The organism is Leisingera sp. (assembly GCF_982940295.1).
Window position 1 is genome coordinate 114,646 of the sequence record NZ_CEYXRG010000012.1, and the last position, 22,659, is coordinate 137,304.

Consider the following 22,659-nt stretch of genomic DNA (forward strand, 5'->3'; position numbering starts at 1 on the left):
GGTTACTCTTTCCAGCTCGCCAGTGCATTGACGGCAGCGACGGTGATGGCGGAACCGCCCAGGCGGCCCTTCACGATCATCGACGGAACCGGCAGGTCTTCCATGAGCGCGTCCTTGGATTCCATCGCGCCGACAAAGCCGACCGGGCAGCCGATGATGGCGGCGGGGCGAGGGCAGGACGGGTCCTTCAGCATGTTCAGCAGGTGGAACAGCGCGGTGGGGGCATTGCCGATGGCCACGACAGAGCCCTCCAGTTTCGGGCGCCACAGCTCCAGCGCGGCGGCGGAGCGGGTGTTGGACATTTCCTTGGCCAGCTCCGGCACCTTGGGGTCGCGCAGGGTGCAGATCACCTCATTGTCAGCAGGCAGGCGCGGGCGGGTGATGCCTTCGCTCACCATATAAGCGTCGCAAAGGATCGGCGCGCCGTTTGCGAGAGCGGCACGGGCGGTCTCGGCCATGCCTTCGGAGAAGCGCACATGCTCTTCCAAACCCACCATGCCGGCGGCGTGGATCATACGCACGACGACGCTTTCCTCGTCCTTGTTGAAGCGCGCCAGATCGGCTTCGCGGCGGATGGTGGCAAAGCTTTCGGCATAGATCGCGGCGCCGTTGGTCTCATAGGTGTGGAGCATGTCAGCTGCCCTCTGTCAGAAGTTCGGGAGCGGCGCGCAACGCGTCGGCGCTCAGGTGGGTCTTTAGCGGCTGATCCGCGGCGGTGCCATTGCGGATCAGAGAGAATTCGTTTTTGCCGGTGGCCGTCAGCGCAAGTGGTGCGGGGCCCGGGCAGGCGCAGCCCTTGGCGCAGCCGGAAACATGCAGCTTTGTCCCTGCGGGGACATGGGCCGCCAAGTCCCGCGCCAGATCGCGGGTGGAAGAAAGCGCCTGCAGGCAGCCGGGCGCGCCGGTGCACGCGACCACTTGCAGGCGCGGATCGGTTGCATCCAAGATCAGGCCGGGCAGGGGCGGGAGACTGGCGGCGCTCTCCACCAGCAACATCCGCCAGGGGGTGAGGCGGATCGGCCCGTGGTCTGCCAGCTTTGCCAGCGTGGCGGCGGGCATCTGGCCGAATTCCAAAGCGGCGAGTGTCCCCGCGGGGACAGTGCCTGGTTTTGCGGTGAAGCCCGCCTTTGCCATCGGTGCCGTGTGCGCCGCCGGCGGCCCGCGGCGCGCGATGAGACGGTGCATCCTGCCGCGGCCCTCTGGCGCGCCGCCCTGGTCGAGGAACCAGCGGGCCAGGGTGAGGGCTTCGGGAACGGCGGATTCACGTGTGACGGGCAGGCCGGTTTCTGCACCGTCTGCGCGCAGGATCAGGCCATCGTTTGTGCGCTCGACGCGGATATCGGCGGCAATGTCTTGCAGCACGGGTTCCGCGCCGCAGTCGACGGCAAAGCCGAATTTGCCCGGCAGGGACAGGTCTGTTGCGGCAGTCAGTGCAGCGCTCAGGTCTATGGCGATGGCGTGGGTATCGTCGCCCTCGGCCCAGAACGGGGCGGGCAGGACATTGCGGCGGGCTTCGGCGCTGGCGTCCTTGTCGATCAGGCCGAGATCGCGCAAGGCTTCGATCAGCTCTGCATGCGCGTCTTCGCGGATGCCGCGCATCTGCAGGTTGGCGCGGGCGGAGATATCCAGCAGGCCGTTGCCGAAGTCCTGCGAAAGTCTTGCCACACCGCGCGCCTGGGTAACCGACAGTTTACCCAGCGGTGCGCGCACCCGGACCACCAGCCCGTCGCCGGACATCATCGGGCGCAGCGCGCCGGGGCACCAGCCGTAGACCTTGGGCTTAGCGGCGGCACTCATGCGGCGCCCTCCAGTTCGGCCATGATCGAGTTGCGCCGGGTGCTCCAGAGACCGGCGTCGAACAGCGCCCGGAAGCGGTCGCGCATGGCGGCAAGCGCCTCGGGGTTTTCGCGCTCCATGAACTCCACTAGGTCATCGCGGCCCAAGGTGGCCTCAAAATAGAGGTCGAACAGATGCGGTTGCACCACCTGCGCCAGATGCGCGAAGGCTGCCATGTGGTCGAGGGTAGCAGCGATCTCCGCCGCGCCGCGGAAGCCGTGGTTCATCATCGAGGTGGCCCAGTCCGGGTTGGCGGCACGGGCGCGGGTGACGCGGGCGATTTCCTCGCCCAAGCTGCGCGCCTGCGGCTTGTCGGGGCGGGTGGCGTCCATGTGGTAGAGCGCCGGTGCCGCCTGGCCGATGCGCGCCATGGCAGCGGCAAAGCCCGCCTCATGCGCGGCGTAGTCGGAGGCGACCAGCAAGTCGGTTTCCGGCAGGTCCTGCAGGTGCACAAAACTGTCGGCGCCCTGCAGCCGGGTTTCCAGCGCCTCGCGGGCGTCGGTGATCGCGCCCTTGGCGTCGATGGCGTGGGAGGACGCGTTGAGCCAGGCCTCGCCTGCCGCGGCGCGGGCCTCGTCGCTGTAGTCGTCCAAGTGCGGGTTCATCGACAGGCCGTACTGGCCCGGCTTGGGGCCGAAGACGCGCGGGGTCTCGGTGAGATAGGGGTTGTCGGCCTGGGTTTCCTCGCGGCCCGCCAGTGCGGCAGCGGCACTTTCGAACATTTGGGCAAGGCCGGGGAAGACGTCCCGGAACAGGCCGGAGACGCGCAGGGTCACGTCGATCCGGGGGCGGTTCAGCATCGAGAGCGGCAGCACCTCAAACCCGGAGACGCGTTCGGAGCCTTCGTCCCACTGGGGCGCGAGGCCCGCGAGGTGCAGGGCCATCGCGAATTCCTCGCCCGCGGTGCGCATGGTGGCGGAGCCCCAGAGGTCGATTACCAGCCCGCGGGGCCAGTCGCCGTGGTCCTGAAGGTGGCGGCGCAGCAGCTCTTCCGCCAGCTTGACCCCTTGCGCATGCGCCGCCCGCGACGGAACCGCCCGCGGGTCGGTGGTAAAGAGGTTGCGCCCGGTGGGGATCACATCGGCGCGGCCCCGGAACGGCGAGCCGGAGGGGCCGGGGGTGACGATTTTTCCGTTCAGCGCGGCGATGAGGCCGGCGCGTTCCTCAAGCCCGCATTGGCCGGTGCCGAAGATATGCAGCCCCTCGCCGTACTGGCTTTCCTTGATGTCGCAGACAAAGGCGTCGATGCGGGTGATCGCCTCAGCCGGGGAGGTGTCGGGCGTGAGGCCGAGGTCGGCTTCGACGCCGGTGCCCTGCGCCTCTGCCCGGATGTCGCCGATCAGCCGGTCGCGGCGGGCCGGGTCGAGGCCATCGGCGGTGGAATATTCGTCCAGCAGGCTTTCGAGGCGGGACATGCCCTCCGGCAGGGTGGTCTGCGCCAGAGGCGGCGGCAGGTGGCCGATGGTGACGGCGCCGATACGGCGCTTAGCCTGGGCGGCCTCGCCGGGGTCATTCACGATGAAGGGGTAGGCGACCGGAAGCGGGCCGGTCAGCACCTCGGGCCAGCAGGCGCCGGAGAGCGCCACCGCCTTGCCCGGCAGCCATTCCAGGGTGCCGTGGGCGCCAATGTGGACGAGGGCGTCGGTCTGGGCGCGCAGCCACAGGTAAAAGGCCACATAGGCGTGGCGCGGGGTGCGGTCGAGGTCGTGGTAGTCGTCGACGCGGGTTTTCACTTCGCCGCGTTCGGGTTGCAGGGCGACCAGGGCGTTGCCAGCACGCAAAGCCTTGAAATGAAAGGCGCCGTCGCGGCAATCGGTGTCTTCTTCCGGGCTGCCCCAAGCCTCGACCAGGGTGTTCTGCAGGTCTTGCGGCAGGGTGGCGAGGGCCTGGCGGTAGTCCTCCAGCGGGACGCTGAGGGCCTCTTCCATCAGCCGCAGGCCGGTGTTTTCCAGAGCGTCGACCGCGTAGCCCTGGGCGGCCAGCTCACGCAGGATTTCGTCGCAGGAGGCCAGCGCGTCGAGGCCGACGGCATGGGCGAGGTTGTGGTCTCTCCCGGGGTAGGTGGAGAGGATCAGGGCGAGGCGTTTGTTTGCATTCGGCAGTTTGGCGAGGCGCAGCCAGCCCTCCACGCGGTCAACGGCGGCCTTGATCCGGTCTGCGTCGGCGCGGTGGGCGAAGCGGGAGTACTGCAGGTCCGGGTCTTTCTTGCCCGGCGATTTGAAGCTGACGACACCTGCGAAAATGCGGCCGTCCACCTCCGGCAGCACCACATGCATGGCGAGGTCGGCGGGCGACAGACCGCGGTCGGCCTCGGCCCAGTCTTTTTTGCGGGCGGTGGAGAGGGCGACCTGGAACACCGGGCAGCCGGTGGCGGAGAGCGGCGAGGCGCTGCCATCAGTGCCTTGAGCGGAAAAGGCGGTGGCGTTGATGATGGCAGCCGGGTTCAGCCCGGGCAGCTTGTCGCGCAGCCAATCGGCGGCGGTGGGGGCCTTGAGGCTGGCGGCAAAGGCGCCATAAGCGGCGTAGCCGCGGGCGCGCAGCTCTTCGATCAGCGCATCCACCGGGGCGGTGTCGGCGGCGGTGAGGTAGGAGCGGTAGAAGCTCACCAGCACCAGCGGTTTGTCCTGCGGCGGCAGGTCGGCCAGCACGCCCTTGGCCGGGTCATAGAAGCCATGCTCGGGGGTGGTTTTGAGGCCGATCACGGGTCCTGCGTAGAGGCCTGCCGCCAGCGACAGCTGGGCCAGCGCGGCCTGAGCCGCGACCGCACCGCCGGCGTCGCATAGGGACTGCAGGCGGCGCAGGGTGGAGACGGGAAGGGTGGACAGCTCGTCGAGCCGCGCATCCTCGCGGCCGTCGGCAGGCAGGATTGCCAGCGCAATGCCCTTGCGGCGGGCGAGGTCCTGCAGCGTGGCGAGGCCGTAGGACCAGTAGCTTTCGCCGCCGATCAGACGGACCAGGACGCCCTTGGCGCCCTCCAGCGTCTGTTCCGCGTAGACGTCGACCGACAGCGGGTGCTTGAGCGCCACCAGGTTGGCGAGGCGCAAGCTGGGCAGTTTGCCGTCCGCGCGGTGCCAGCCCGCCGCGAAGGCGCCGAGATCGCTGTCGGAGAAGGACAGCACCACAAGGTCCGCAGGCGTCTGCCCGAGGTCCTGCGGGGTATCGGTCTCGTCAAGGCCGTGGCTTTCGCGGAAGACGACGTGCATGGGTCAGGCCTTTGTATTCTGGCAAGCAATGGGCGCTCTGAGGGCTGCGCCCGAGCCTGGGAGGGTGCGAATGCGCCCTCCCATTTTGCCGGAGGCAAACCCTTGGTTTGACGGGAGGATCGGGCGCAGCCCGGCCTGCGGCCGGGCAATGTCATTTGAAATGAAGCGCCAGACCGGCATTGCTTACGCTCCCAGCTCGGCGCGGATGGCCTGTTCGTCGATGTCGTCGTGCTCGGCAATGACCACCAGGGCGGTCTTGCGCGGCTGCGCGCCCCAGGGCTGATCGTATTGGGCACGCAGGCGCTCGCCCACGGCCTGAACCAGCATCCGCATCGGTTTCCCCTCCACCGCGACATAGCCTTTGACGCGCAGGATGTTGCGCTCGCGGGCGAGTTTCACGATGGCATTCTGCAGCGCTTCCGGGTCGGAGACTTCGCCCATTTCGACAACGATGCTTTCAAAATCGTCATGCTCGTGGTCGTGATGGCCGTCGTGATGGCTGGGGCGGGCTTCCAGGTCGTCCTCGGCAGCGGCGCCCAGGCCCAGGATGATGCGCGGGTCGATGACGCCCTCGCTCATCGGCAGGATCGGCAGCTTGCGGGGCGCCTCGGCCTCGATCACCGCGCGGGCCTTCTCGACGCCTGCGTCGCCGGCCAGGTCAGCCTTGGACAAGAGAACGATGTCGGCGCAGGAGATCTGATCTTCGAACACCTCGGACAGCGGGGTTTCGTGGTCGATGCTGTCATCGGCCTCGCGCTGGGCCTGAACCGCGTCCAGGTCGGGGGCGAACTGGCCCTTGGCGACGGCCTCGGCATCGGCCAGCGCAATCACGCCGTCAACGGTGATGCGGGAGCGGATCGCGGGCCAGTCGAAAGCCTTCAGGAGCGGTTTCGGCAGGGCCAGGCCGGAGGTTTCGATCACGATGTGATCCGGCTTTTCCGGCAGGTCCATCAGCTGTTCGATGGTGGGAATGAAGTCATCCGCGACGGTGCAGCAGATGCAGCCGTTGGCCAGCTCCATGATGTTTTCCGCCGGGCAGTTCTCATCGGCGCAGGACTTCAGGATGTCGCCGTCCACGCCGGCAGTGCCGAACTCGTTCACCACCACGGCCAGGCGCTTGCCCTGCGGGTTCTGCATCAGGTGGCGGATCAGGGTGGTTTTCCCCGCGCCCAGGAAGCCGGTGATGACGGTGACGGGGATCTTGTTGAGGTCGCTCATGATTACTCCTCGGAGAAGAACTTGGCCGGCGGGATGCGGGCAACGGATTGCTTGCGGAAGGTCTGCGGGCGTTCGCGCCAGGGCACGACGCCGTCGGCGGTGGCGGCGTAAGCCGCGGCGCCTTCCAGGATTTCGGGGACGTGCTGGTCCGGGTCGAGGTCGCCGTAGACATAGGTCCAGCGCTCTGTGCCGCCGACCAGCGCCACGGCGCAGCCGCGTTTGCAGGAGGACAGGCATTCAACGCCGCGCAGTCGGACGCCTTCGGGCATTCCGGCCTCTTCCAATGCGGCGTGCAGGATAGCGCCGGGGCGGGCGGCCTCCGGGTCGGCGCCCTCGCGGCGGCATGTGAGGCAAACGGTCAGCGTGACCGGTCCGGGGGTGCTGGCGGTCTTGCCCGCCATATCGTCAGCCATCGGCGCGTCTCCTGTCGCGGCAGGCGTGGGGATGGCCGAAAGGGGGGCGGCGGCGTGCCAGCCCCTCAACCGGTCGCGGAACACCCCGCCCGCCCGTTGTTCTCTCTCTCGCTGGCAGGTCTCCCGGCTTGCGGATGCCAAGGCGCTTTGCCTTGCCGGCCATCCTGCCTTCCCGGGGTCTCTCCCAGTGGCATGGCGGCCTCATCCGGTCACGGTCGCGGGGGCGGCTGTGCTTCGGCAATCCAAAGATATTTGGCGGCCTTCACATTCCCTCTTCGCCTGCTTTCGCAGGAACCAGCGAAACCCCCTTGCGCTATCGCGCCCTTCTTTGTCAAGACATGGGGTCAAACAGCTGGAGAGCCCCCATGAGCGAAAAGTCTGAAACCGGCATCTCAGAAGAAGAAGCCGCCCGTCATGCGTCGAAAATGGCCAAGAAGAAGGCCGCGCGCGACCGGATGATGAAGACCAAGGACGGCGAGAAGGGCCTGATCATCGTTCACACCGGGCCGGGCAAGGGAAAATCCTCGTCGGGGTTCGGCATGATCATGCGCTGCATCGCCCACAAGATGCCCTGCGCCGTGGTGCAGTTCATCAAGGGCGCCTGGCAGACCGGAGAGCGGACGCTGATCGAGGAGAACTTCAGCGATCTCTGCCAGTTCTATGCAATGGGCGAGGGCTTTACCTGGGAGACACAGGACAAGGCCCGCGACATCGCCGCCGCGCAGAAGGGCTGGGAGAAGGCCAAGGAGATGATCCTGGATGAGCGCAACACCATGGTGCTGCTCGACGAGATCAACATCGCGCTGCGCTATGAGTATCTGGACCTGGAGGAGGTGCTGGAGTTCCTGGTGGAGCACAAGCCGCCGATGACGCATGTGGTGCTGACCGGGCGCAACGCCAAGGAAGAGCTGATCGAGATCGCCGATCTGGTGACCGAGATGGGCCAGATCAAGCACCCGTTCCGCGCCGGGGTGAAGGCGCAGAAGGGCGTCGAGTTTTAAGACGCTTTCTGAATGTCCCGCCCGGCCGATAGGCCGGGCCGCGCCAACCCGCCCCCACGGGGCGGCGCGACTGCACCTCCCCTCGGGTTGGCCCGTCCCTCAGTTCTATGCCGCGAGCTGTGCGGCCTTGCCTTGGATGTAGGTATCCACCGCTGCGCGCTGGGTTTCATCCAGCCGCAGGCCGAGCTTGGTGCGCCGCCACAGGTAATCGTCGCCCGCGCGCACCCATTCGCGGGCAATCGCCCAGTCGAGCTCCCGCGCGGTGATGGTGGCGCCAAAGTCCTGGCCCAGATCGCCGGCGGATTTCGCGTCACCCAGCACCTCCCAGGCCTCGGTGCCATAGGCGCGGATCATCCGGCCCGCCCAGTAGGGTGTCAGGAACGGATAGTCCGCGGCGAGTTTGGATGTCAGCTTTGCCACATCCGCCACCGGGAAGTCGCCGCCGGGCAGGGCCACGCCTGCGGTCCAGTCGGCGGGCAGCTGCGGGAACACCTCGCCGATCTTCGCCAGAGCCGCCTCGGCCAGTTTGCGGTAGGTGGTGATCTTGCCGCCAAAGACGTTGAGCAGCGGCGCCTGCGCCTGGTCCAGCGTCAGCACGTATTCGCGGGTGGCCGCGGTGGCGGAGCTGGCGCCGTCGTCATAAAGCGGGCGCACGCCGGAGTAGGTCCAGACGATATCGTCGCGCGTCACCGGCTTCTCGAAGTATTCGGAGGCAAAGGCCGCCAGATAATCCTGCTCGGCTTCGGTGCAGACCGGTGCGGTGTCCGGGTCCGGGTGGTCGGCGTCGGTGGTGCCGATCAGGGTGAAATCCTGCTCGTAAGGAATGGCAAAGATGATCCGCCCGTCGGTGCCCTGAAAGAAATAGCAGCGCTCGTGGTCGAACAGTTTGGGCACCACGATATGGCTGCCGCGCACCAGGCGGATGTTCTCGCGGCTGTTCTGGCCCAGCTTCTGGTGCAGCACGTCGGCAACCCAGGGGCCGCCTGCGTTGACCAGCATCTTTGCGCGGTGCTCCTGCTCCTCGCCGGTTGCGCGATCCTTGGTGCGGATCACCCAGTGATCGGCCTTGCGGTCCGCGGACAGCACTTCGGTCCGGGTCAGGATGCTGGCGCCGCGGGCCATTGCGTCGCGCGCGTTCAGCATCACCAGGCGGGCGTCCTCGATCCAGCAGTCGGAGTATTCGAACGCGGTTTTGAATTTGCCTTTCAGGGGGCGGCCCGCCGGGTCGCTTGTCAGGTCCAGCTTGGCGGTGCCGGGCAGGATGCCGCGTTTGCCAAGGCTGTCGTACATGAAGAGGCCCAGCCGGATCAGCCAGGCCGGACGGCGGCCCTTCATCCACGGCATGAAGGTGGTCAGCAGCTTGGACGTGGGTGTCTCGCTGTCAAACCGCATGTCCTTGTGAAAGGGCAGCACAAAGCGCATCGGCCAGGAAATGTGCGGCATGGCTTTCAGCAGCACCTCGCGTTCGATCAGCGCCTCGCGGACCAGGCGGAACTCGAAGTATTCCAGATAACGCAGGCCGCCGTGGAACAATTTGGTCGAGGCGGAGGAGGTGGCGGAGGCAAGATCGTTCATCTCTGCCAGCGTCACCGACAGGCCGCGGCCTGCGGCATCGCGGGCGATGCCGCAGCCATTGATGCCGCCGCCGATGATGAAAAGGTCCGTTACAGGGGTGTCAGTCATTTTCGCTGCTTTCGTTTTGTCCTGCGGTCAGGATGCGGGTTCCGGCGGCGCGGGCGGCCTCGGCAAATTCTACGGGCGCGGGCCGGTCGGTGATCACCACATCCAGGTCGGCCACGTCGCAGATCCGCACCGGGGCGGAGCGGTCGAACTTGCTGCCGTCGCATACCAGCACCTTTTGCCGTGCGTTCTTGAGGATGGCACGGGCGACAGAGACTTCGCGGGCGTCGTGGTCCATCACCGCACCGTCGGCATCCAGCGCCGAGGCGCCGATGACGGCAAAATCCACCTTGTAGCGGGAGATGAATTCGACCGCGTCCTCGCCGACGATGGCGCCGTCGCTTTGCCGGACGGTGCCGCCAGCCAGGATCAGCTCCTTGGCCTGTCCGCCCATCATCATGCTGATAATGTTGATATTGTTGGATATCACCGTCAGCCCGCGATGGCCCGACAGAGCGCGGGCCACCTGTTCGGTGGAGGTGCCGATGTTGAGGGTGAGAGAGCAATTGTCGGGGATCAGTTCGGCCGCGGCGGCAGCCATCAATTGCTTGCCGCTTGCGTTCAGCTTGCGCCGGTCGGCGTAATCCTGGCTGGCAGCGGAGCTGAGCCGCACCGCACCGCCATGCACGCGCGACAGCGCGCCCCGGGCCGAAAGGTCGCGCAGGTCTGCCCGCACCGTCTGCAACGAGACGCCAAAGCGCTGGGAGAGGTCCTCGACCTCGACCCGGTCCTGCTGGTTCAGCAGGGCGATGATTTCGTTCTGACGGCCGGAGGCATCCATTTGCTTTCCTTTCGCTGCGATTCTCTAGCGTATTGCGCGCGGAGAGTCACGATGTGTTTTCGTTTTGATTTCGCTGAGCACCAACACGAAAAGGGCGCGCCGTTGCGGACGCGCCTTCGCAGCCGGGAAGGGACAGGTTCAGGCGAGCGGGATCAGGTGGTTGTCCCAAGCAAGGCCGGCACGGTGCATCGGCTGTTTGCCGGAGGCTGCGACCGCAAAGAACTGGCCGGTGCCGGTGCTGGCAGCAAAGCCGCCGGGCGCGGGGGCGAGGCCGCAGACATCCGCCATCCTGTGTTCCTGAACGAGGTCCCCGCTGGCGGTGTCCATCAGCTGCAGCACGCCGCCGCGCGGGGAGGTGACGCCGACCAAGGCACCGTCCGGCGAAAAAGCGATGGATCCGCCGTAGCCGTTGAGGTTCAGAACCCGCGGGTCGCCGTCTGCCATCAGCCTTGGGGGGCTTCCTGGCGTGTGGAGGCCAACGATTGGAACCAGCTCCCCCGCGTTCCCCTGCCACTGCATGGCAAACCCAACCGTGCCGTCCGCGCGCATGGCGAGGTGGCGGATCGAGTTCAGATGCAGCTCCTGCGGCAGTTCCATCTGGTCCTGCAAGGCGCCGTCCAGGCTCAGGTAGCTGAGGTTCGGGCGCATATCAGGCAGGTTCAGCTTGGCGCGGCCGCTGTCGGGGTGGGTCTCAATCCCGCCATTGGCCACAACCAGCCCCGGCGCGTCCCGGCGCAGCAGCATATCGTGCGGCCCGATGCCGCCGGAGGGGAAGGCGGCGATGCGGCGGTAGCCGCTGGCGGTGTCCCAGACGCCAATCACGCCGCGGGCGTTCTCGAAATCGTTTTCGGTGGTGAACAGGCGGCTGCCGTCAGGGGAGAACGCGCCGTGGCCATAGAAGTGATGGCTTGCGGGCGGCTGCAGCCGGGCGATGGCGGCGCCTGAGCGGCAATCGATCACGTCGGCGAAGCGGCCCGGGCGGCGGGCAAAGGCGACGGCCTCAGGCCGGGCCGGGTGTGCGGCGGCTGCATGGCCGCGGCCGAGCAGGGGATGGCGGAAGAGGATCTCGCCCGTTTCGGTGAGGCCTGCGAGGAAAAAGGCCCCGCCCGCATCCTTGCCCGCGGACAGAAAGGCGGGGCTGCCTGCGCTGGCCCAGGTGGCCCGGGGGGCGAGGCCTGCGGCCAGCAGCCCGGCCAGAAATCCGCGGCGGGAGGTCATGCCGTTTTCCCTTTTCCTTAGTCGCCGTCCAGCGCATTGAAGCCGGCCGCGACGCCAAGGGCGGGGCCAAGCTCTTCGCTCATCAGCGTGCGCAGGTCCTTGATCTCCTGTTGCAGTGCCTCGATGCGGATACGGCTGGCGGGGTCTGCGGCACCGGCAAAGACCGGGTCGTCCAGCGCCTCTGCCTTTTTGCGGGCTGTGGAGAAGTGTCCGGTGATTTCTGCCTGCAAACCGCGGTGACCCTCCGCCAGTGCCAATGCCAGCGGCTCCAGCGCGTTCAGCGACAGCAGCACGTGACGCAGGCTGCGCCCGGAGCGGCGGGCCTCGGCGCGGTTCGGGCGGGGCTTGTCAAATGTGCCCAGCGGGCGGCCCAGGCGCATGTCGTCCAGCACTTGCAGTCCGGTATTGAGAGCCTTGAGCAGTTCCTGGGTGATCTCGTCTTCGGTCTGGTAGCGGGTTCCCGGCGCGCGCAGCTCGGCGGCGTAGCTGAGGTTCCAGTCGGTGCTGATGGCCTGCGTGGTGGCTGCGATGTCCGTGCTGATCGCGCGGGTCAGGGCGCAGCGGTATTCTGCGCTGCCGGCGGTGGAGAGCTGCGGGTCATAGAGCAGGTATTCCAGCGCGTAGAAGCCGCGGGCGGCGATGGAGTAGCTGGCGAAACCGGCGGGTTCCTTGATGCCTGCGTCTTCGCTGCGGATCAGATTGCCGAGTGCCTTGGGGATTTTGCCGCGGCTGTCGGGCCAGAAGGCCAGTGCGAAGGCGCGGCTGTCCGTTTCAGTCGGGCCAAAGCGGTAGTGGCTGGCGGCAATCCAGGCATCGAAGGCGTCGCTATAGGCCGCCCGCAGCGCCGGGGACTGCGGGGTGCAATCAGCTTGGGCTGCGTCGGCCAGCATGGCTGCATCTGTTGCCAGCTCCTCAAACGCGGGGAGGATCAGCTGATCGGTGATGCTGCTGGACAGCTCGGACGCCGCGGCGGGGGCGGCGGCAAGGGCGAGTGTCAGGGCAAGGGCGCGCATCAGAGGCTCTCCAGGAAGGCAATCAGGTCGGCGCGGTCCTGGGGCGGCAGCTCCACGACGCGGGTCTTGGCGGCTTCCGCCTCGCCGCCGTGCCACAGGATGGCCTCCAGCAGGGTGCGGGCGCGCCCGTCGTGCAGGAAGGTGGCGCGCGGCGAGACCTGCTGGGTCAGGCCTATGCCCCAGAGCGGCGCGGTGCGCCATTCGCGGCCCGTCGCGCGGCCCTCGGGCCGGTTGTCGGCAAGGCCCTCGCCCATGTCGTGCAGCAACAGGTCGGAGTAGGGCCAGATCAGCTGGAAGCTCTGTTCCGGGCGGTCCTGCAGCCGGTGGGTTACGAATTTCGGCACGTGGCAGGAGGCGCAGCCGCTGTCGTAGAACACCTGCTTGCCGCGCAGCACCTTCGGATTATCCGCATTGCGGCGGGCGGGCACGCCCAGGTTGCGGCTGTAGAAGGTGACCAGATCCATGTTGGGCTGGTCGATCTCGGTTTCACGGGAATCATCTCCGCCATGCGGGGCGCTGTGGCATGCGGTTTGCAGATCCGTGCATTCGCCGGCATGGGACGGGAACAGCGGGGTGGAAATGCCGATATCGCCCGAGAATGCGGCGGCAGACTGGTGGTGGACCGTCGGGGCGCCGGCCTTGAGACCGAAGCGGCCCAGCAGGATCCGGTTGAACTCCTGCGACCAGACCAGATTGGCGCGGCCTGAGATGCCATCGCCGTCGGCGTCGTTCTCATCCGCATGGGCAAGGATATCGGCGGCGGGGATCGCCTCCAAAAGGCCGAGCCCGATCATTGGCGGGGCAACCCGCGGGCTGAGCATGGCACCTTCGGCCAGCGGGCCGTAGCCGAGGTTTGCGGCGGTGTAGCCGGGGCGGCGCAGGGTGGCGGTTTCGCCGCCGTTAAGGGCGATCTCAAATTCCTCGTATTCGACCTGCAGCTTGTATTCCGGGGCGATGCCGGGGGCAGAGAAATCCTGCAGCTGGCTGCCGTAGTTCGGATCGGGCGCGGTGCCGATATAGTCGCTGACCGCTTCCAGCCCTGGCGGCACCGGGCCCGGCACAGAGACGCGCAGGAACATGGTTGTTGAACTGTAATCGGGCTGCTCGGGCACATGGCCGCGGCCGTCCTTCAGGTGGCAGCGCTGGCAGGAGCGCGCGTTGTAGAGCGGGCCCAAGCCATCGGAGGCCTTGGTGGACGCGGGGGAAAACACCCAGATCTTCTTGAACAGCCCGTTGCCGAGCTTGAATTCCAGCTCCTGCTCAAAGGAGAGGTTGGCGGAATGCTGGGAAAACGCCTCGTCATCCGTCCGGGCGCGCACGGTGGCGGCGCCTGCGGGCAGATCCTCGTAAGGTTCTGGCGCGGAGAAATCCGTGGCGGGAGATGTGACGGCCTCGATCCGGGCGCGTTCGGCGTCAGTGCGGGGAAGGGGAGAGAGGTGCGGGTCTTCCTGGTAGCGGCTTGCCAGGTCCAGTGCCGCAAGGGGAGTGGCCGCCGCAAGCGCGGCAGCCAAAGCAATGTTAGTCTTCAACATCTGCCATTTTGGTGGCGTTGAGCTGGGCATAGTTTTCGGCACCGATCCGGTCGTGCAGTTCAAGCTGCGTTTCGAGGAAATCGATATGGCCTTCTTCATCCGCCATCAGGTCTTCAAACAGTTTCTGAGTAACGTAGTCGCCCGCCTTGTTGCAGGCGTCGCGGGCTTCCTTGTAGAGCGCGCGGGCGTCCACTTCGGCGGCAAGGTCGCATTCGAGGGTTTCTTTCGGGGTCTGGCCGATCCGCAGCGGGTCCAGTTTCTGCAGGTTCGGGTGGCCGCCGAGGAACAAAATCCTTTCAATCAATTTATCCGCGTGCTCCATCTCTTCGATGGATTCCTCGCGGCTTTTCTTGGCCATGCTGCCCAGGCCCCAATCTTCCTGCATCCGGTAGTGCAGCCAATACTGGCTGACCGCCGTCAACTCATGGCGCAGCGCTTTGTTGAGATAGTCGATGACCTTGGCGTCGCCCTTCATTACTTTTCTCCCGAATTGATGCTGCGCGTAAATTCGTAAGCTGCGCAGGTACTTCCAGCTTACTGCTGGAACGCATCGTGTCGAGGAAAAGCGGCATGCAGCCGCCGCAATCAGCGGTTTTCCCCAAGGCGTGATAAATCTTGCCAGGGGTGATTATCGTTTCGGGGTCGGCATTTCGCATCCAGTCGATGGCGGCGCGGATGTCGTGGTCCGATATGTTGGTGCAGTGGCAAACGATCATGCTGCTTGCGTCCTTGCCCGGTGGCGCAAAAGGCCAAGTGATTCCGTTGGAAAATATATCTGACAGATTTGCTGGGGATTCAAGGCATATCCAGAGTAAAACGCTTGGGATTGCAGCCTGCGGCGGCGGCCCGCCGAAAAAAAGGGGGCCGCAAGCTGCGGCCCCGAGTGTGGTGCTGTTCAGGGGATGCCCGAGCTCACCGAGGGAAACGTCAGGCGCCCAGCGGGATGACCAGGTTCACGCCCAGAACGGTGCTTTTGGTGCCGGCCTCGTCAACCCGGGCGAGTCCGCCGCTGACAGTGGCGCCGCTGCTGAACTCATAATCGGCGCCGATGGTGATCAGGTCGGTTTCGCCGGAGGTGTCGAGATCGCGGTGCACCAGGCCGCCGGACAGGGTCACGCTGCCGATGGTGTAGGCGCCGGTCAGGGTTGCATAAAGCGCGTCATCCGCAGAGCCGCCCGCGTTGGAGAAGGAAGCCACCTCGCCGTACAGGTCGAAACCGCCGTCGAAGGAATGCGCAAGGCCTGCGACCACGCCCTGCTCGTCATCGACGTCGCCGGCGCCTGCGCTCAGGTGGCGGGCGCCGATGTGGTAGCGGGTGTTGCCGGCCTCCTGCGTCCATTGGATGGCGAAGTTGTCCAGCTCCCCGGTGTTGCCCGCGCCGCCGTCGGCGGTGGTGGTGCGGCCCCGGTCATAGCCAACAGAACGGCTGAGGCCGGAGTCATCCGCGTAGAACACGCCAAAGGACAGGGTGCCCGCGCCGTTCAGCTCAACGTCCGCCAGGATGCCGATCTGCTCAACCAGCTCGTAATCCTCGGCAATCGAGCTGCCGAAATAGCCCGCTGCGTCGTCCCAGGCGGTGCCGAACACCGGGTGCAGCTTACCCGCAGACACAGTGGTCGCTTCGCCGATGCCGAAGGAGACGCCGAGTTCTTCGATATAGACGCCCATATCGTCAAAGGTGCGGTCATCAGTTGCATCCGTCAGCGACTCGGCGGTCACGGTTGCAAAGATTTCCACGCCGTTGCCAAAGGCATAGGCGCCGGAGGCAGTGATCACGGCAAAGGTGTCGCGGATCTCGCTGGCGGCGTCATCGGAAGACAGGACGCTTTCATTGGCGATCTCGATTTCGCCTTCCCAGCTGAAGCCCTGGGCCAGGGCCGCGTTCGCGCACAGCAGAGCAGGGGCGCTGAGGGCCAGCGCCGCGGAGGATTTGATTTTCATGGGGTTTTCTTTTTTGCAGGGGGGAGCCTCGCTGCAGTCAGCTGGCTGGCTCCCCCGGTTTTCGGATCGTCTGATTATTCGTCTGAGGACTTAGTTGAAGACCGCAGAGGGGTTGTCGAGGCTGTCGGAGCCTTCGATGGCAACGCCGTCCAGATCCAGAGTGGTCACGATGCGCTCGATCGAGCGGGTCTGGCCGATCAGCCCGTTCACACCGCCCATCACCAGCGCTTCGCCGGCTTCGTTCCCCTGGGCCAGCATCTGGTCATAGGAAAAGCCTGCTTCCGCCGCGGTCTTGATACGGCCAAGCGCCAGCATGGTGTCAGACAGCTTGCCGCGCATCTCGGCGTCCAGACCGGCGTCCTTGGCGGTGACCAGATCCGACAGCGAGGGGCCGGAAACCAGCTCGCCGTTCACCCGCACGTATTCGCCCAGATAGACGTTCTGCACGCCCAGCCCGTCGTAGTAGTGGCTGTTATGGGTGTTGTCGGAGAAGCAGTCGTGCTCTTCCTCCGGGTCGTTCAGCATCAGGCCCAGGCGCATCCGTTCGCCGGCCTGCTCGCCATAGGACAAAGAGCCCATGCCGGTCAGCATCGCGGTGATTCCGGCATTTTCATCGGCCAGAAGGGCGGTGCGGGCCTCGCCTTCAGCGCCCCATTGGGCGGCCATCCATTCCAGGTCGGAGATCAGCAGGTCGGTGGCGGCCTGCAGGTATTCGCCGCGGCGGCCGCAGTTGCCGCCGGTGCAGGCGTCGCCTTGGGCATAGTCGGTCCAGGGGCGGTCGCCCGCGCCATGTCCGGTTCCGTTCAGATCCTGGCCCCAGAGCAGGAACTCGATGGCGTGATAGCCGGTGGCCACGTTTGCCTCGATCCCGTCGGCCTCGTGCAGGGCGCCTTCCAGCAGCTCAGGGGTGATCTTGGCGGCGTCGATGGTCTTGCCCGACAGCTCAAAGCTGGGGTTGGCGATCACGTTCAGCGCCGCCAGGGTGTTTTCCTCGGTCGGCCCGCCATAGGAGGCGTCCACATAGTCGATCAGGCCCTCGTCCAGCGGCCAGGCGTTCACCTTGCCCTCCCAGTCGTCGACGATGGCATTGCCAAAGCGGAACACCTCGGACTGCTGGTAGGGAACACGGGCGGCGATCCAGGCGGCGCGGGCGGCCTCCAGGTGTTCGGCGGACGGGTGTGCGACCAGCGCGTCCACGGCGGCCTTCAGCACCTGCGCGGTGGCGAGGCTGTCCTGGTACTTGGCTTCGGCGATGTTGGCGTAGTTGGTCAGCACCGCGGACTTGTCAGCGGCCAGCGCGGCGGAGGCGCCAAGGGTCAGACCGGCCAGAGCCGTGCCTGCGAGAAACAGGGATTTCATGATATGCGTCCTTGGGTTTTGTGAATTCAATGAAGGGTCGCGGCGGCCGGCCGGGCCGGTTGCGGCGGCGGCTGAACGCCCATGATCTGCTGCATCAGCAGGCCGCAGTCAGAGGCGAGCCGGGTCAGCTCCTGCGCCTTGCGCGGGGTGACGATCAGTGAGGCGAGGATATGAGCGTCGTCCTGCTGGCCCTCGGCGGCGGAGGCCAGCAGGTTGGCAAAACAGTTCTCATCCGCGCCCAGGCATTTGCAGGTCATGCCGTGGCGCACCAGCGGGCGGCGGCCATGGGCGGCGCAGAAATTGCAGAGATAGCCAAAGGCCTCAAATGCGGTTTCGGCCATTTCCGGGCCAAAGTTCACCTCGAAGTCGCGGCGCATCTGCTCGCGGGTCTCATCCCCGGAAAACCAGTGGCGCAGGTAGATCACCGCTCCGGCTTCCAGCGGCGGAAGATCGGACAGGGTGCCGACGGTGACGCCGCCGCGGGGCGTTGCGTGCTCAGGGCTCATCGCCGTCCGCTCACTTGGTCAGGATCAGCTTGCCCGCGCGGGTGATGCGCAGCGAATAGATCTGGCCGTTCAGCAGGATACGGGCCTGCACGCCGCCGCGGGTCAGGTCCTCGGCGTGGTAGGTGGGGAAAACTTCGGTGGTTGCGGTGGTCGGCACCGGCTTGGAGGCAATCTGGTTCATGTCTTTCGCCCATTGCTGAATTCCGCCCTGTCCAGAAGCCATTCCAGACAAAAGCCGGACAGAGCGCCGGACGACGCAAAGACCTGCGGCCACAACAGGCGCATGTCTTCCGGTTCCAGCTCCTTGACTTGAGGGCCGCGGGGGCGGCTGTCTCCGTTCGGCATGGGGGCGATCTCGGTTGATTACACGTCACTCGGGCTCGCCCGATCCGAGTCAGGCTGGCTGGAATGCCTGTATTCCTGAATTAATTGCTCAGGTATGTCAATCCGAGTTTTTTAGTAAGAATTAATTTTTGTGCAGGCGCGAAGGGATGACCCAACAGAAAAGGCCGCCCGGTGGGCGGCCTTTGGCAAAGTTTGTGCTGCAATCCTCAGTCGCGGGTGCCGGAGAAGCGCCCCTGCCACTCTTCGCGCTGATCGTCGGTGATCTTGGCGAACAGCACCTCCGGCACGGTGAAGCCGTGGCCTGCGGGCAGGGCAGAGAGCGCTGCCGCCACATCCTCGGGCCAGCTGCGGTCGTCCGAATTCAGCGCCGCCATCAGCGTGTCGGTGGCGTGCGGGATAAAGGGGGCAGACAGCACCGCGTAAAGGCGGATCAGGTTCAGGCCCAGGCGCACCTGCGCAGCGGCGCGCTCGGGGTCTTCCTTGAACACCGACCAAGGCGCGGCGGACTGCAGGTATTCATTGCCGGCAACCCAGATCGCCCGCAGCTCCTGTGCCGACTTGCGGACCTCCATCGCCTCCATGTGGCCCTCATAGGCGCGGATGCGGGTGGTCAGCTCGCCGATCAGCGCCTGCTCCTGCTCGCCGTATTCGCCGCCTGCCGGAACTTCCTCACCGAACTTGGAGCGGCAGAACTTGGTGATGCGGCTGACGAAGTTGCCCAGCACGTCCGCCAGGTCCTTGTTCACCGACTGCTGGAAGTTCTCCCAGGTGAATTCGGAGTCAGAGCTTTCCGGCGCATGGCTCAGCAGCCACCAGCGCCAGTAGTCGGCCGGCAGGATCTCCAGCGCCTGGTCCATGAACACGCCGCGCCCCTGCGAGGTGGAGAACTGGCCGCCGTCATAGTTCAGGTAGTTAAAGGATTTCAGGTGGTCGACCATCTTCCACGGCTCGCCCGAGCCCAGGATGGTGGCCGGGAACGACAGGGTGTGGAAGGGGACGTTGTCCTTGCCCATGAACTGGACATATTTAACGTCCTCCGCACCCTTGTCGGTGCGCCACCAGCGCTGCCAATCAGCATCCGTTTTGCCGTTGGCCTCGGCCCATTCGGCGGCGCAGGCGATGTATTCGATCGGCGCGTCGAACCACACGTAGAAGACCTTGCCTTCCATGCCGGGCCAGGCCTCGTCGCCTTTCTTGACCGGCACGCCCCAGTCCAGGTCGCGGGTGATGCCGCGGTCCTGCAGGCCGTCGCCGTCATGCAGCCACTTCTTGGCGATCGAGGTGGTCAGGACCGGCCAGTCCTTCTTGGAGTCGATCCAGGCGTCCAGCTGGTCCTTCAGCTGCGACTGGCACAGATAGAGGTGCTTGGTCTCGCGCACTTCCAGGTCGGTGGAGCCGGAGACGGCAGAGCGCGGGTTGATCAGGTCGGTGGGGTCCAGCTGCTTGGTGCATTCCTCGCACTGGTCGCCGCGGGCGCGCTCGTAGCCGCAGTTGGGGCAGGTGCCCTCGATATAGCGGTCAGGCAGGAAGCGGCCGTCGGCGTTGGAATAGACCTGTTTCTCGGTCACTTCGCGGATCAGCCCGGCCTCGGCCAGCTTGCCTGCGAAATGCTGGGTCAGCGCGTGGTTCTGCGGGCTGGAGGAGCGGCCGAAATGGTCGAACGACAGGGCAAAGCCCTTGGCGATTTCCGACTGGATGGCGTGCATCTCGGCGCAGTATTCCGCGACCGGCTTGTCTGCCTTGGCGGCGGCGAGTTCCGCCGGGGTGCCGTGCTCGTCGGTGGCGCAGAGGAACATTACCTCATTGCCGCGTCCGCGCTGGAACCGGGCATACAGGTCGGCAGGCAGCTGCGAGCCCACCAGGTTGCCCAGATGCTTGATCCCGTTGATGTAAGGGATCGCCGAAGTGATCAGAATGCGTGCCATGCCATCCATCCAGGTAATGCGTCAGAGGCCCGTCTAACGCATGCCACGCGCGGCGGAAACCCCTGGTGTGCGCCGCGCGGGAGGTGGCGGGTGGAATCGCCCGCTCTTTGGAGGGCGGGCAATTTTCCCGCCGCCCCTGAGCCGGCTTTGCATGGGCGCAATCCGCAATTGTAAACAAAGCCTTAAAGGGTCAAAGGTCCTGTCCGAATGTTTCGCGCGCGAAACATTCGGACAGCATTGCTGACCTTTATTCCCGCCGCTCGCGCGCCCGCTTCAGCAGGCGGCCGATGGTGAAGGAGGTGCGCGGCGCATAGACATAGCTGGTGCGTTCCTCCGGCACCGGGCGCGCGCGCATCCGGCTGAGGCCAAAGACGATCAGCAGCAGATGGCCGGCGGCGACATAGGCAAACAGCGCCGGCGGCCCGTAGGCATCAATCAGCGCCGAGGAGACATAGGGCGACGCGATGGCGCCAAGCGCGTACCAGAACATCAGCGCCGCCGACAGCTCGACCCGTTCCGCGGAGGTGGCGAAGTCGTTGGCGTGTGCAGCGGAAACCGAGAAGATCGGGAAGGTCGTGAAACCGAAAAAGCCTGCTGTCAGCAAAACGCCCAGGGTGCCGGTGCCGCTGGCCGCCATGGTGACGCCGCAGCTGAGAATGGCGGCGCCGGACAGCCAGATCAGCACCCAGCGGCGGTCGTATTTGTCGGCCAGCCAGCCCATCGGATATTGCGCGAGTGCGCCGCCCAGGACGAAGGAGGCAAGGAAAAAGGCGATCTGGCCGATCTCCAGGCCGACTTCCTGGCCGTAAACCGGGCCGACCATCCTGAAGGAGGCGGAGCTGAGCGCGGCGACGATCACGCCCGCCACCGCCAGCGGCGAGCAGCGCCAGGCCAGTTTGGGACGCAGGCGCGGGGCGTCGGGGGTTTCCGGCTGGCTGGCCCGGGTCAGGGTCAGCGGCAGCAGCGCCGCGCAGCACAGCACCGCCAGCAGGTTGTAAGAGATATAGGCGGCGGGCGGCAGCACAGCGATGATCAGCTGCGCTGCCAGCGAGGCGCTGAGGTCGGCGAGCCGGTAGGTTCCCATGGCGCGGCCGCGGTTCTCGTTGGTGACCTTGGCGTTGAGCCAGGCTTCGATCACCGTGTAGCAGCCGGCGACGCACAGACCCGACGCCATCCGCATCGCCGCCCAGGCATAGGGGTTTTCGGTCAGCGTGTGGCCCAGCAGCCCGATTGCGCCAAGCGCGGTAAAGGCTGCGAAGGCGCGGGAGTGGCCGACGCTGCCCATCAGCCGCGGTGCCCACCAGCAGCCGATGAAGAAGCCGAAGAAGTGGCCGGAACCGAGGAGGCCGATCTGCTCCTTGGTGAAATTCAGCGTCAGGCCCGAGATGGCATCGAGCGGGCCGACGCCTCCGGTTGAAAGCTGCAGCAGGATGACGGAAAGGAACAGGGCGGCAAATGAGACGATCAGGCGCATAACGGTGCGACCATGACAGGCTGGGACGGCATTGCCAGCCGGTTTCCGCCAAACCCGTGTCGTATTTTTGCGCGCCGGTGCTTTTCGGCACAGCGCCGGCGGGGTCAGCGGGCCTGCCGGATGCGGGCCCGGATGGCCAGGCTCACCCGGTCGGCGACCAGATTGGTGTATCCTGTGGCGCCAAAGGCCGCGCGGCTGAGCGCACCGGTCAGATGCACGTCCAGTTCCCGCAGGTCGCCGGGCGCGGTGCCGGGGCGGCGGTAGAGCGCGGCTTGCAGGGTGATCGGCCGTGTGGTGCCCCGCAGGGTGAGGTCGCCGGTGATCTGCGCGCCGCCGGACAGCCGCCCGTCCGGCCCGAGGCGGATGCGGGTGGAGCGGAAGCGGATCTCCGGAAACCGGTTGGTGTCCAGAACGCCCGGGCTTTTCAGCGCTTCGGTGGCAAAGATCAGCCCGGTCCGGGCGCGCCGCGCGTCTAGGGTGATGTCGGCCTGGCTGCGGGCCAGGTTCTGCGGGTCGATGCGGATGCGGGCGGCGCGGACCGGAAGGCGGCCCTGCTGGGGCTGGCCGTTGAGCAGGAAGGTAAAGCGGACGTCCGTGGCCTCCGGGACCAGGCGGTACGGCAGCGGCGCCGCCATCAGCGCCTGCGGCGCCAGCAGCGCGGCGCTGAGGGTGGCCAGCAGGCAGCGGCGCTGTATCCGGGCAGGCGGGGTCCGGGCTGTGTGCATGGGTTTCCCAATCCGTTTTGCGGGCTGCTGTCTGAGCTTATCCGGGTTTGCCGGAGGCGGGGGCTCACTTTCCCGCGTGCATCCGTGAAGGTTTTGCCCGTTCGAAAAACAGCGGCGGGCTCCCGCCAGGCGCCGGCTTTTTGCCAAAAGCCTCTGCCTGTTGGGCCCGGCACCGGGCAAAGCCCGGTGCCGGGCCCAAAGCCGCTAAGGCGGCGCTGGTGCAGCCAGGGCCTCCTGCGGGTGCGGGAGAGCCCCGGTTTGGCCATGGGGGAGGCCTTGGGGCAGCGCGTGCGGCAGGCCGCGGGCGGCCGGGGCGGGATCCGTGGCTGCCGGGGGCGCCGGAACAGCCCGCAGCGCGCCGCCGCGGGCGGCCTGGAGGACCTGCCAGCTGCAGGGCGGCAGGGTGCGGGCGCGCAGGCGCTGCAGGCTCCAGCAGCTTTGGCTGCCTGCGGTGTCATCACTGGCCAAGCTGTCATGGGGCAAGCGGTC

20 protein-coding genes and 1 riboswitch are annotated in these 22,659 nt (G+C 66.4%); of the genes, 1 reads left to right on the plus strand and 19 read right to left on the minus strand.

The features are described from left to right. Positions 1–2: 2 nt before the first annotated feature. The 5 genes from AC4HIX_RS12735 to AC4HIX_RS12755 all read right to left on the minus strand — a co-directional run bounded on the left by AC4HIX_RS12735 (position 3) and on the right by AC4HIX_RS12755 (position 6,670). Positions 3–632, minus strand: coding sequence for a precorrin-8X methylmutase (locus tag AC4HIX_RS12735; RefSeq protein ID WP_222460434.1), 630 nt, complete (start codon positions 630–632; stop codon positions 3–5). A gap of 1 nt (position 633) precedes the next feature. Then, on the minus strand, positions 634–1,797 hold the full coding sequence (gene cobG, locus AC4HIX_RS12740; protein WP_490399191.1) for a precorrin-3B synthase: 1,164 nt from the start codon (positions 1,795–1,797) through the stop codon (positions 634–636). After that, on the minus strand, positions 1,794–5,039 hold the full coding sequence (gene cobN, locus AC4HIX_RS12745) for a cobaltochelatase subunit CobN (protein WP_490399192.1): 3,246 nt from the start codon (positions 5,037–5,039) through the stop codon (positions 1,794–1,796). The genes cobG and cobN overlap by 4 nt, the downstream gene beginning before the upstream one ends. A 183-nt stretch (positions 5,040–5,222) precedes the next feature. Continuing rightward, entirely contained in the window at positions 5,223–6,257 is a 1,035-nt protein-coding gene (gene cobW, locus AC4HIX_RS12750) for a cobalamin biosynthesis protein CobW (RefSeq protein ID WP_174148261.1), read from the minus strand. 2 nt (positions 6,258–6,259) lie between these two features. Further along, positions 6,260–6,670 carry a DUF1636 family protein gene (locus AC4HIX_RS12755; RefSeq protein ID WP_490399193.1) on the minus strand — a complete coding sequence of 137 codons (411 nt, stop codon included), beginning with the start codon at positions 6,668–6,670 and terminating at the stop codon, positions 6,260–6,262. Between the two features lie 96 nt (positions 6,671–6,766). Then, positions 6,767–6,984: riboswitch (cobalamin riboswitch) on the minus strand. A 51-nt stretch (positions 6,985–7,035) separates the two neighbouring features. Here AC4HIX_RS12755 and cobO point away from each other — a divergent pair. Then, positions 7,036–7,671, plus strand: coding sequence for a cob(I)yrinic acid a,c-diamide adenosyltransferase (cobO, locus tag AC4HIX_RS12760; RefSeq protein WP_475046758.1), 636 nt, complete (start codon positions 7,036–7,038; stop codon positions 7,669–7,671). 105 nt (positions 7,672–7,776) lie between these two features. Here the strand turns inward: cobO and glpD are convergent, their stop codons facing one another. The 14 genes from glpD to AC4HIX_RS12830 all read right to left on the minus strand — a co-directional run bounded on the left by glpD (position 7,777) and on the right by AC4HIX_RS12830 (position 22,170). Then, positions 7,777–9,354: a glycerol-3-phosphate dehydrogenase gene (glpD, locus tag AC4HIX_RS12765; protein ID WP_490399194.1), complete on the minus strand. Its 1,578-nt coding sequence runs from the start codon at positions 9,352–9,354 to the stop codon at positions 7,777–7,779. Further along, positions 9,347–10,132, minus strand: coding sequence for a DeoR/GlpR family DNA-binding transcription regulator (locus AC4HIX_RS12770; protein WP_490399195.1), 786 nt, complete (start codon positions 10,130–10,132; stop codon positions 9,347–9,349). Before AC4HIX_RS12770 ends, glpD begins: the two co-directional genes overlap by 8 nt. 138 nt (positions 10,133–10,270) lie before the next feature. Further along, positions 10,271–11,350, minus strand: a complete 1,080-nt coding sequence (locus AC4HIX_RS12775) for a DUF1513 domain-containing protein (RefSeq protein WP_490399196.1) — start codon at positions 11,348–11,350, stop codon at positions 10,271–10,273. 17 nt (positions 11,351–11,367) lie between these two features. Further along, positions 11,368–12,363, minus strand: coding sequence for an imelysin family protein (locus tag AC4HIX_RS12780; protein WP_490399197.1), 996 nt, complete (start codon positions 12,361–12,363; stop codon positions 11,368–11,370). Further along, positions 12,363–13,895: a di-heme oxidoreductase family protein gene (locus AC4HIX_RS12785; protein ID WP_490399198.1), complete on the minus strand. Its 1,533-nt coding sequence runs from the start codon at positions 13,893–13,895 to the stop codon at positions 12,363–12,365. The genes AC4HIX_RS12780 and AC4HIX_RS12785 overlap by 1 nt, the downstream gene beginning before the upstream one ends. After that, complete coding sequence (bfr, locus tag AC4HIX_RS12790; RefSeq protein ID WP_475046749.1) at positions 13,882–14,370, minus strand: bacterioferritin; 489 nt, start codon at positions 14,368–14,370, stop codon at positions 13,882–13,884. The genes AC4HIX_RS12785 and bfr overlap by 14 nt, the downstream gene beginning before the upstream one ends. Then, on the minus strand, positions 14,318–14,611 hold the full coding sequence (locus AC4HIX_RS12795) for a (2Fe-2S)-binding protein (protein ID WP_475046748.1): 294 nt from the start codon (positions 14,609–14,611) through the stop codon (positions 14,318–14,320). Before AC4HIX_RS12795 ends, bfr begins: the two co-directional genes overlap by 53 nt. A 211-nt stretch (positions 14,612–14,822) precedes the next feature. After that, positions 14,823–15,836 (minus strand): porin, encoded by a 1,014-nt coding sequence (locus AC4HIX_RS12800; protein ID WP_490399199.1) that lies wholly within the window; start codon positions 15,834–15,836, stop codon positions 14,823–14,825. 90 nt (positions 15,837–15,926) lie between these two features. After that, on the minus strand, positions 15,927–17,195 hold the full coding sequence (locus AC4HIX_RS12805) for an imelysin family protein (protein ID WP_490399200.1): 1,269 nt from the start codon (positions 17,193–17,195) through the stop codon (positions 15,927–15,929). A 26-nt stretch (positions 17,196–17,221) separates the two neighbouring features. Next, positions 17,222–17,701, minus strand: coding sequence for a hypothetical protein (locus tag AC4HIX_RS12810; RefSeq protein ID WP_490399201.1), 480 nt, complete (start codon positions 17,699–17,701; stop codon positions 17,222–17,224). Between the two features lie 10 nt (positions 17,702–17,711). Next, positions 17,712–17,882 carry a hemin uptake protein HemP gene (hemP, locus tag AC4HIX_RS12815; protein ID WP_008554566.1) on the minus strand — a complete coding sequence of 57 codons (171 nt, stop codon included), beginning with the start codon at positions 17,880–17,882 and terminating at the stop codon, positions 17,712–17,714. Positions 17,883–18,252: 370 nt separating this feature from the next. Beyond that, positions 18,253–19,971 carry a methionine--tRNA ligase gene (metG, locus tag AC4HIX_RS12820; RefSeq protein ID WP_490399202.1) on the minus strand — a complete coding sequence of 573 codons (1,719 nt, stop codon included), beginning with the start codon at positions 19,969–19,971 and terminating at the stop codon, positions 18,253–18,255. A 247-nt stretch (positions 19,972–20,218) separates the two neighbouring features. Then, complete coding sequence (locus AC4HIX_RS12825) at positions 20,219–21,445, minus strand: MFS transporter (protein ID WP_475046740.1); 1,227 nt, start codon at positions 21,443–21,445, stop codon at positions 20,219–20,221. 104 nt (positions 21,446–21,549) lie between these two features. Continuing rightward, positions 21,550–22,170, minus strand: a complete 621-nt coding sequence (locus AC4HIX_RS12830; RefSeq protein WP_490399203.1) for a YceI family protein — start codon at positions 22,168–22,170, stop codon at positions 21,550–21,552. Positions 22,171–22,659: the final 489 nt, after the last annotated feature.

Coding starts and splice junctions, on each gene's coding strand:
- glpD (WP_490399194.1), bottom strand. CDS start 9,354: ATGACTGACACCCCTGTAACGGACCTTTTCATCATCGGCGGCGGCATC.
- AC4HIX_RS12800 (WP_490399199.1), bottom strand. CDS start 15,836: ATGAAAATCAAATCCTCCGCGGCGCTGGCCCTCAGCGCCCCTGCTCTG.
- cobO (WP_475046758.1), top strand. CDS start 7,036: ATGAGCGAAAAGTCTGAAACCGGCATCTCAGAAGAAGAAGCCGCCCGT.
- AC4HIX_RS12830 (WP_490399203.1), bottom strand. CDS start 22,170: ATGCACACAGCCCGGACCCCGCCTGCCCGGATACAGCGCCGCTGCCTG.
- AC4HIX_RS12755 (WP_490399193.1), bottom strand. CDS start 6,670: ATGGCTGACGATATGGCGGGCAAGACCGCCAGCACCCCCGGACCGGTC.
- AC4HIX_RS12770 (WP_490399195.1), bottom strand. CDS start 10,132: ATGGATGCCTCCGGCCGTCAGAACGAAATCATCGCCCTGCTGAACCAG.
- AC4HIX_RS12810 (WP_490399201.1), bottom strand. CDS start 17,701: ATGAGCCCTGAGCACGCAACGCCCCGCGGCGGCGTCACCGTCGGCACC.
- AC4HIX_RS12825 (WP_475046740.1), bottom strand. CDS start 21,445: ATGCGCCTGATCGTCTCATTTGCCGCCCTGTTCCTTTCCGTCATCCTG.
- AC4HIX_RS12785 (WP_490399198.1), bottom strand. CDS start 13,895: ATGTTGAAGACTAACATTGCTTTGGCTGCCGCGCTTGCGGCGGCCACT.
- cobN (WP_490399192.1), bottom strand. CDS start 5,039: ATGCACGTCGTCTTCCGCGAAAGCCACGGCCTTGACGAGACCGATACC.
- AC4HIX_RS12735 (WP_222460434.1), bottom strand. CDS start 632: ATGCTCCACACCTATGAGACCAACGGCGCCGCGATCTATGCCGAAAGC.
- metG (WP_490399202.1), bottom strand. CDS start 19,971: ATGGCACGCATTCTGATCACTTCGGCGATCCCTTACATCAACGGGATC.
- hemP (WP_008554566.1), bottom strand. CDS start 17,882: ATGAACCAGATTGCCTCCAAGCCGGTGCCGACCACCGCAACCACCGAA.
- bfr (WP_475046749.1), bottom strand. CDS start 14,370: ATGAAGGGCGACGCCAAGGTCATCGACTATCTCAACAAAGCGCTGCGC.
- cobW (WP_174148261.1), bottom strand. CDS start 6,257: ATGAGCGACCTCAACAAGATCCCCGTCACCGTCATCACCGGCTTCCTG.
- AC4HIX_RS12780 (WP_490399197.1), bottom strand. CDS start 12,363: ATGCGCGCCCTTGCCCTGACACTCGCCCTTGCCGCCGCCCCCGCCGCG.
- cobG (WP_490399191.1), bottom strand. CDS start 1,797: ATGAGTGCCGCCGCTAAGCCCAAGGTCTACGGCTGGTGCCCCGGCGCG.
- AC4HIX_RS12775 (WP_490399196.1), bottom strand. CDS start 11,350: ATGACCTCCCGCCGCGGATTTCTGGCCGGGCTGCTGGCCGCAGGCCTC.
- AC4HIX_RS12795 (WP_475046748.1), bottom strand. CDS start 14,611: ATGATCGTTTGCCACTGCACCAACATATCGGACCACGACATCCGCGCC.
- AC4HIX_RS12805 (WP_490399200.1), bottom strand. CDS start 17,195: ATGAAATCCCTGTTTCTCGCAGGCACGGCTCTGGCCGGTCTGACCCTT.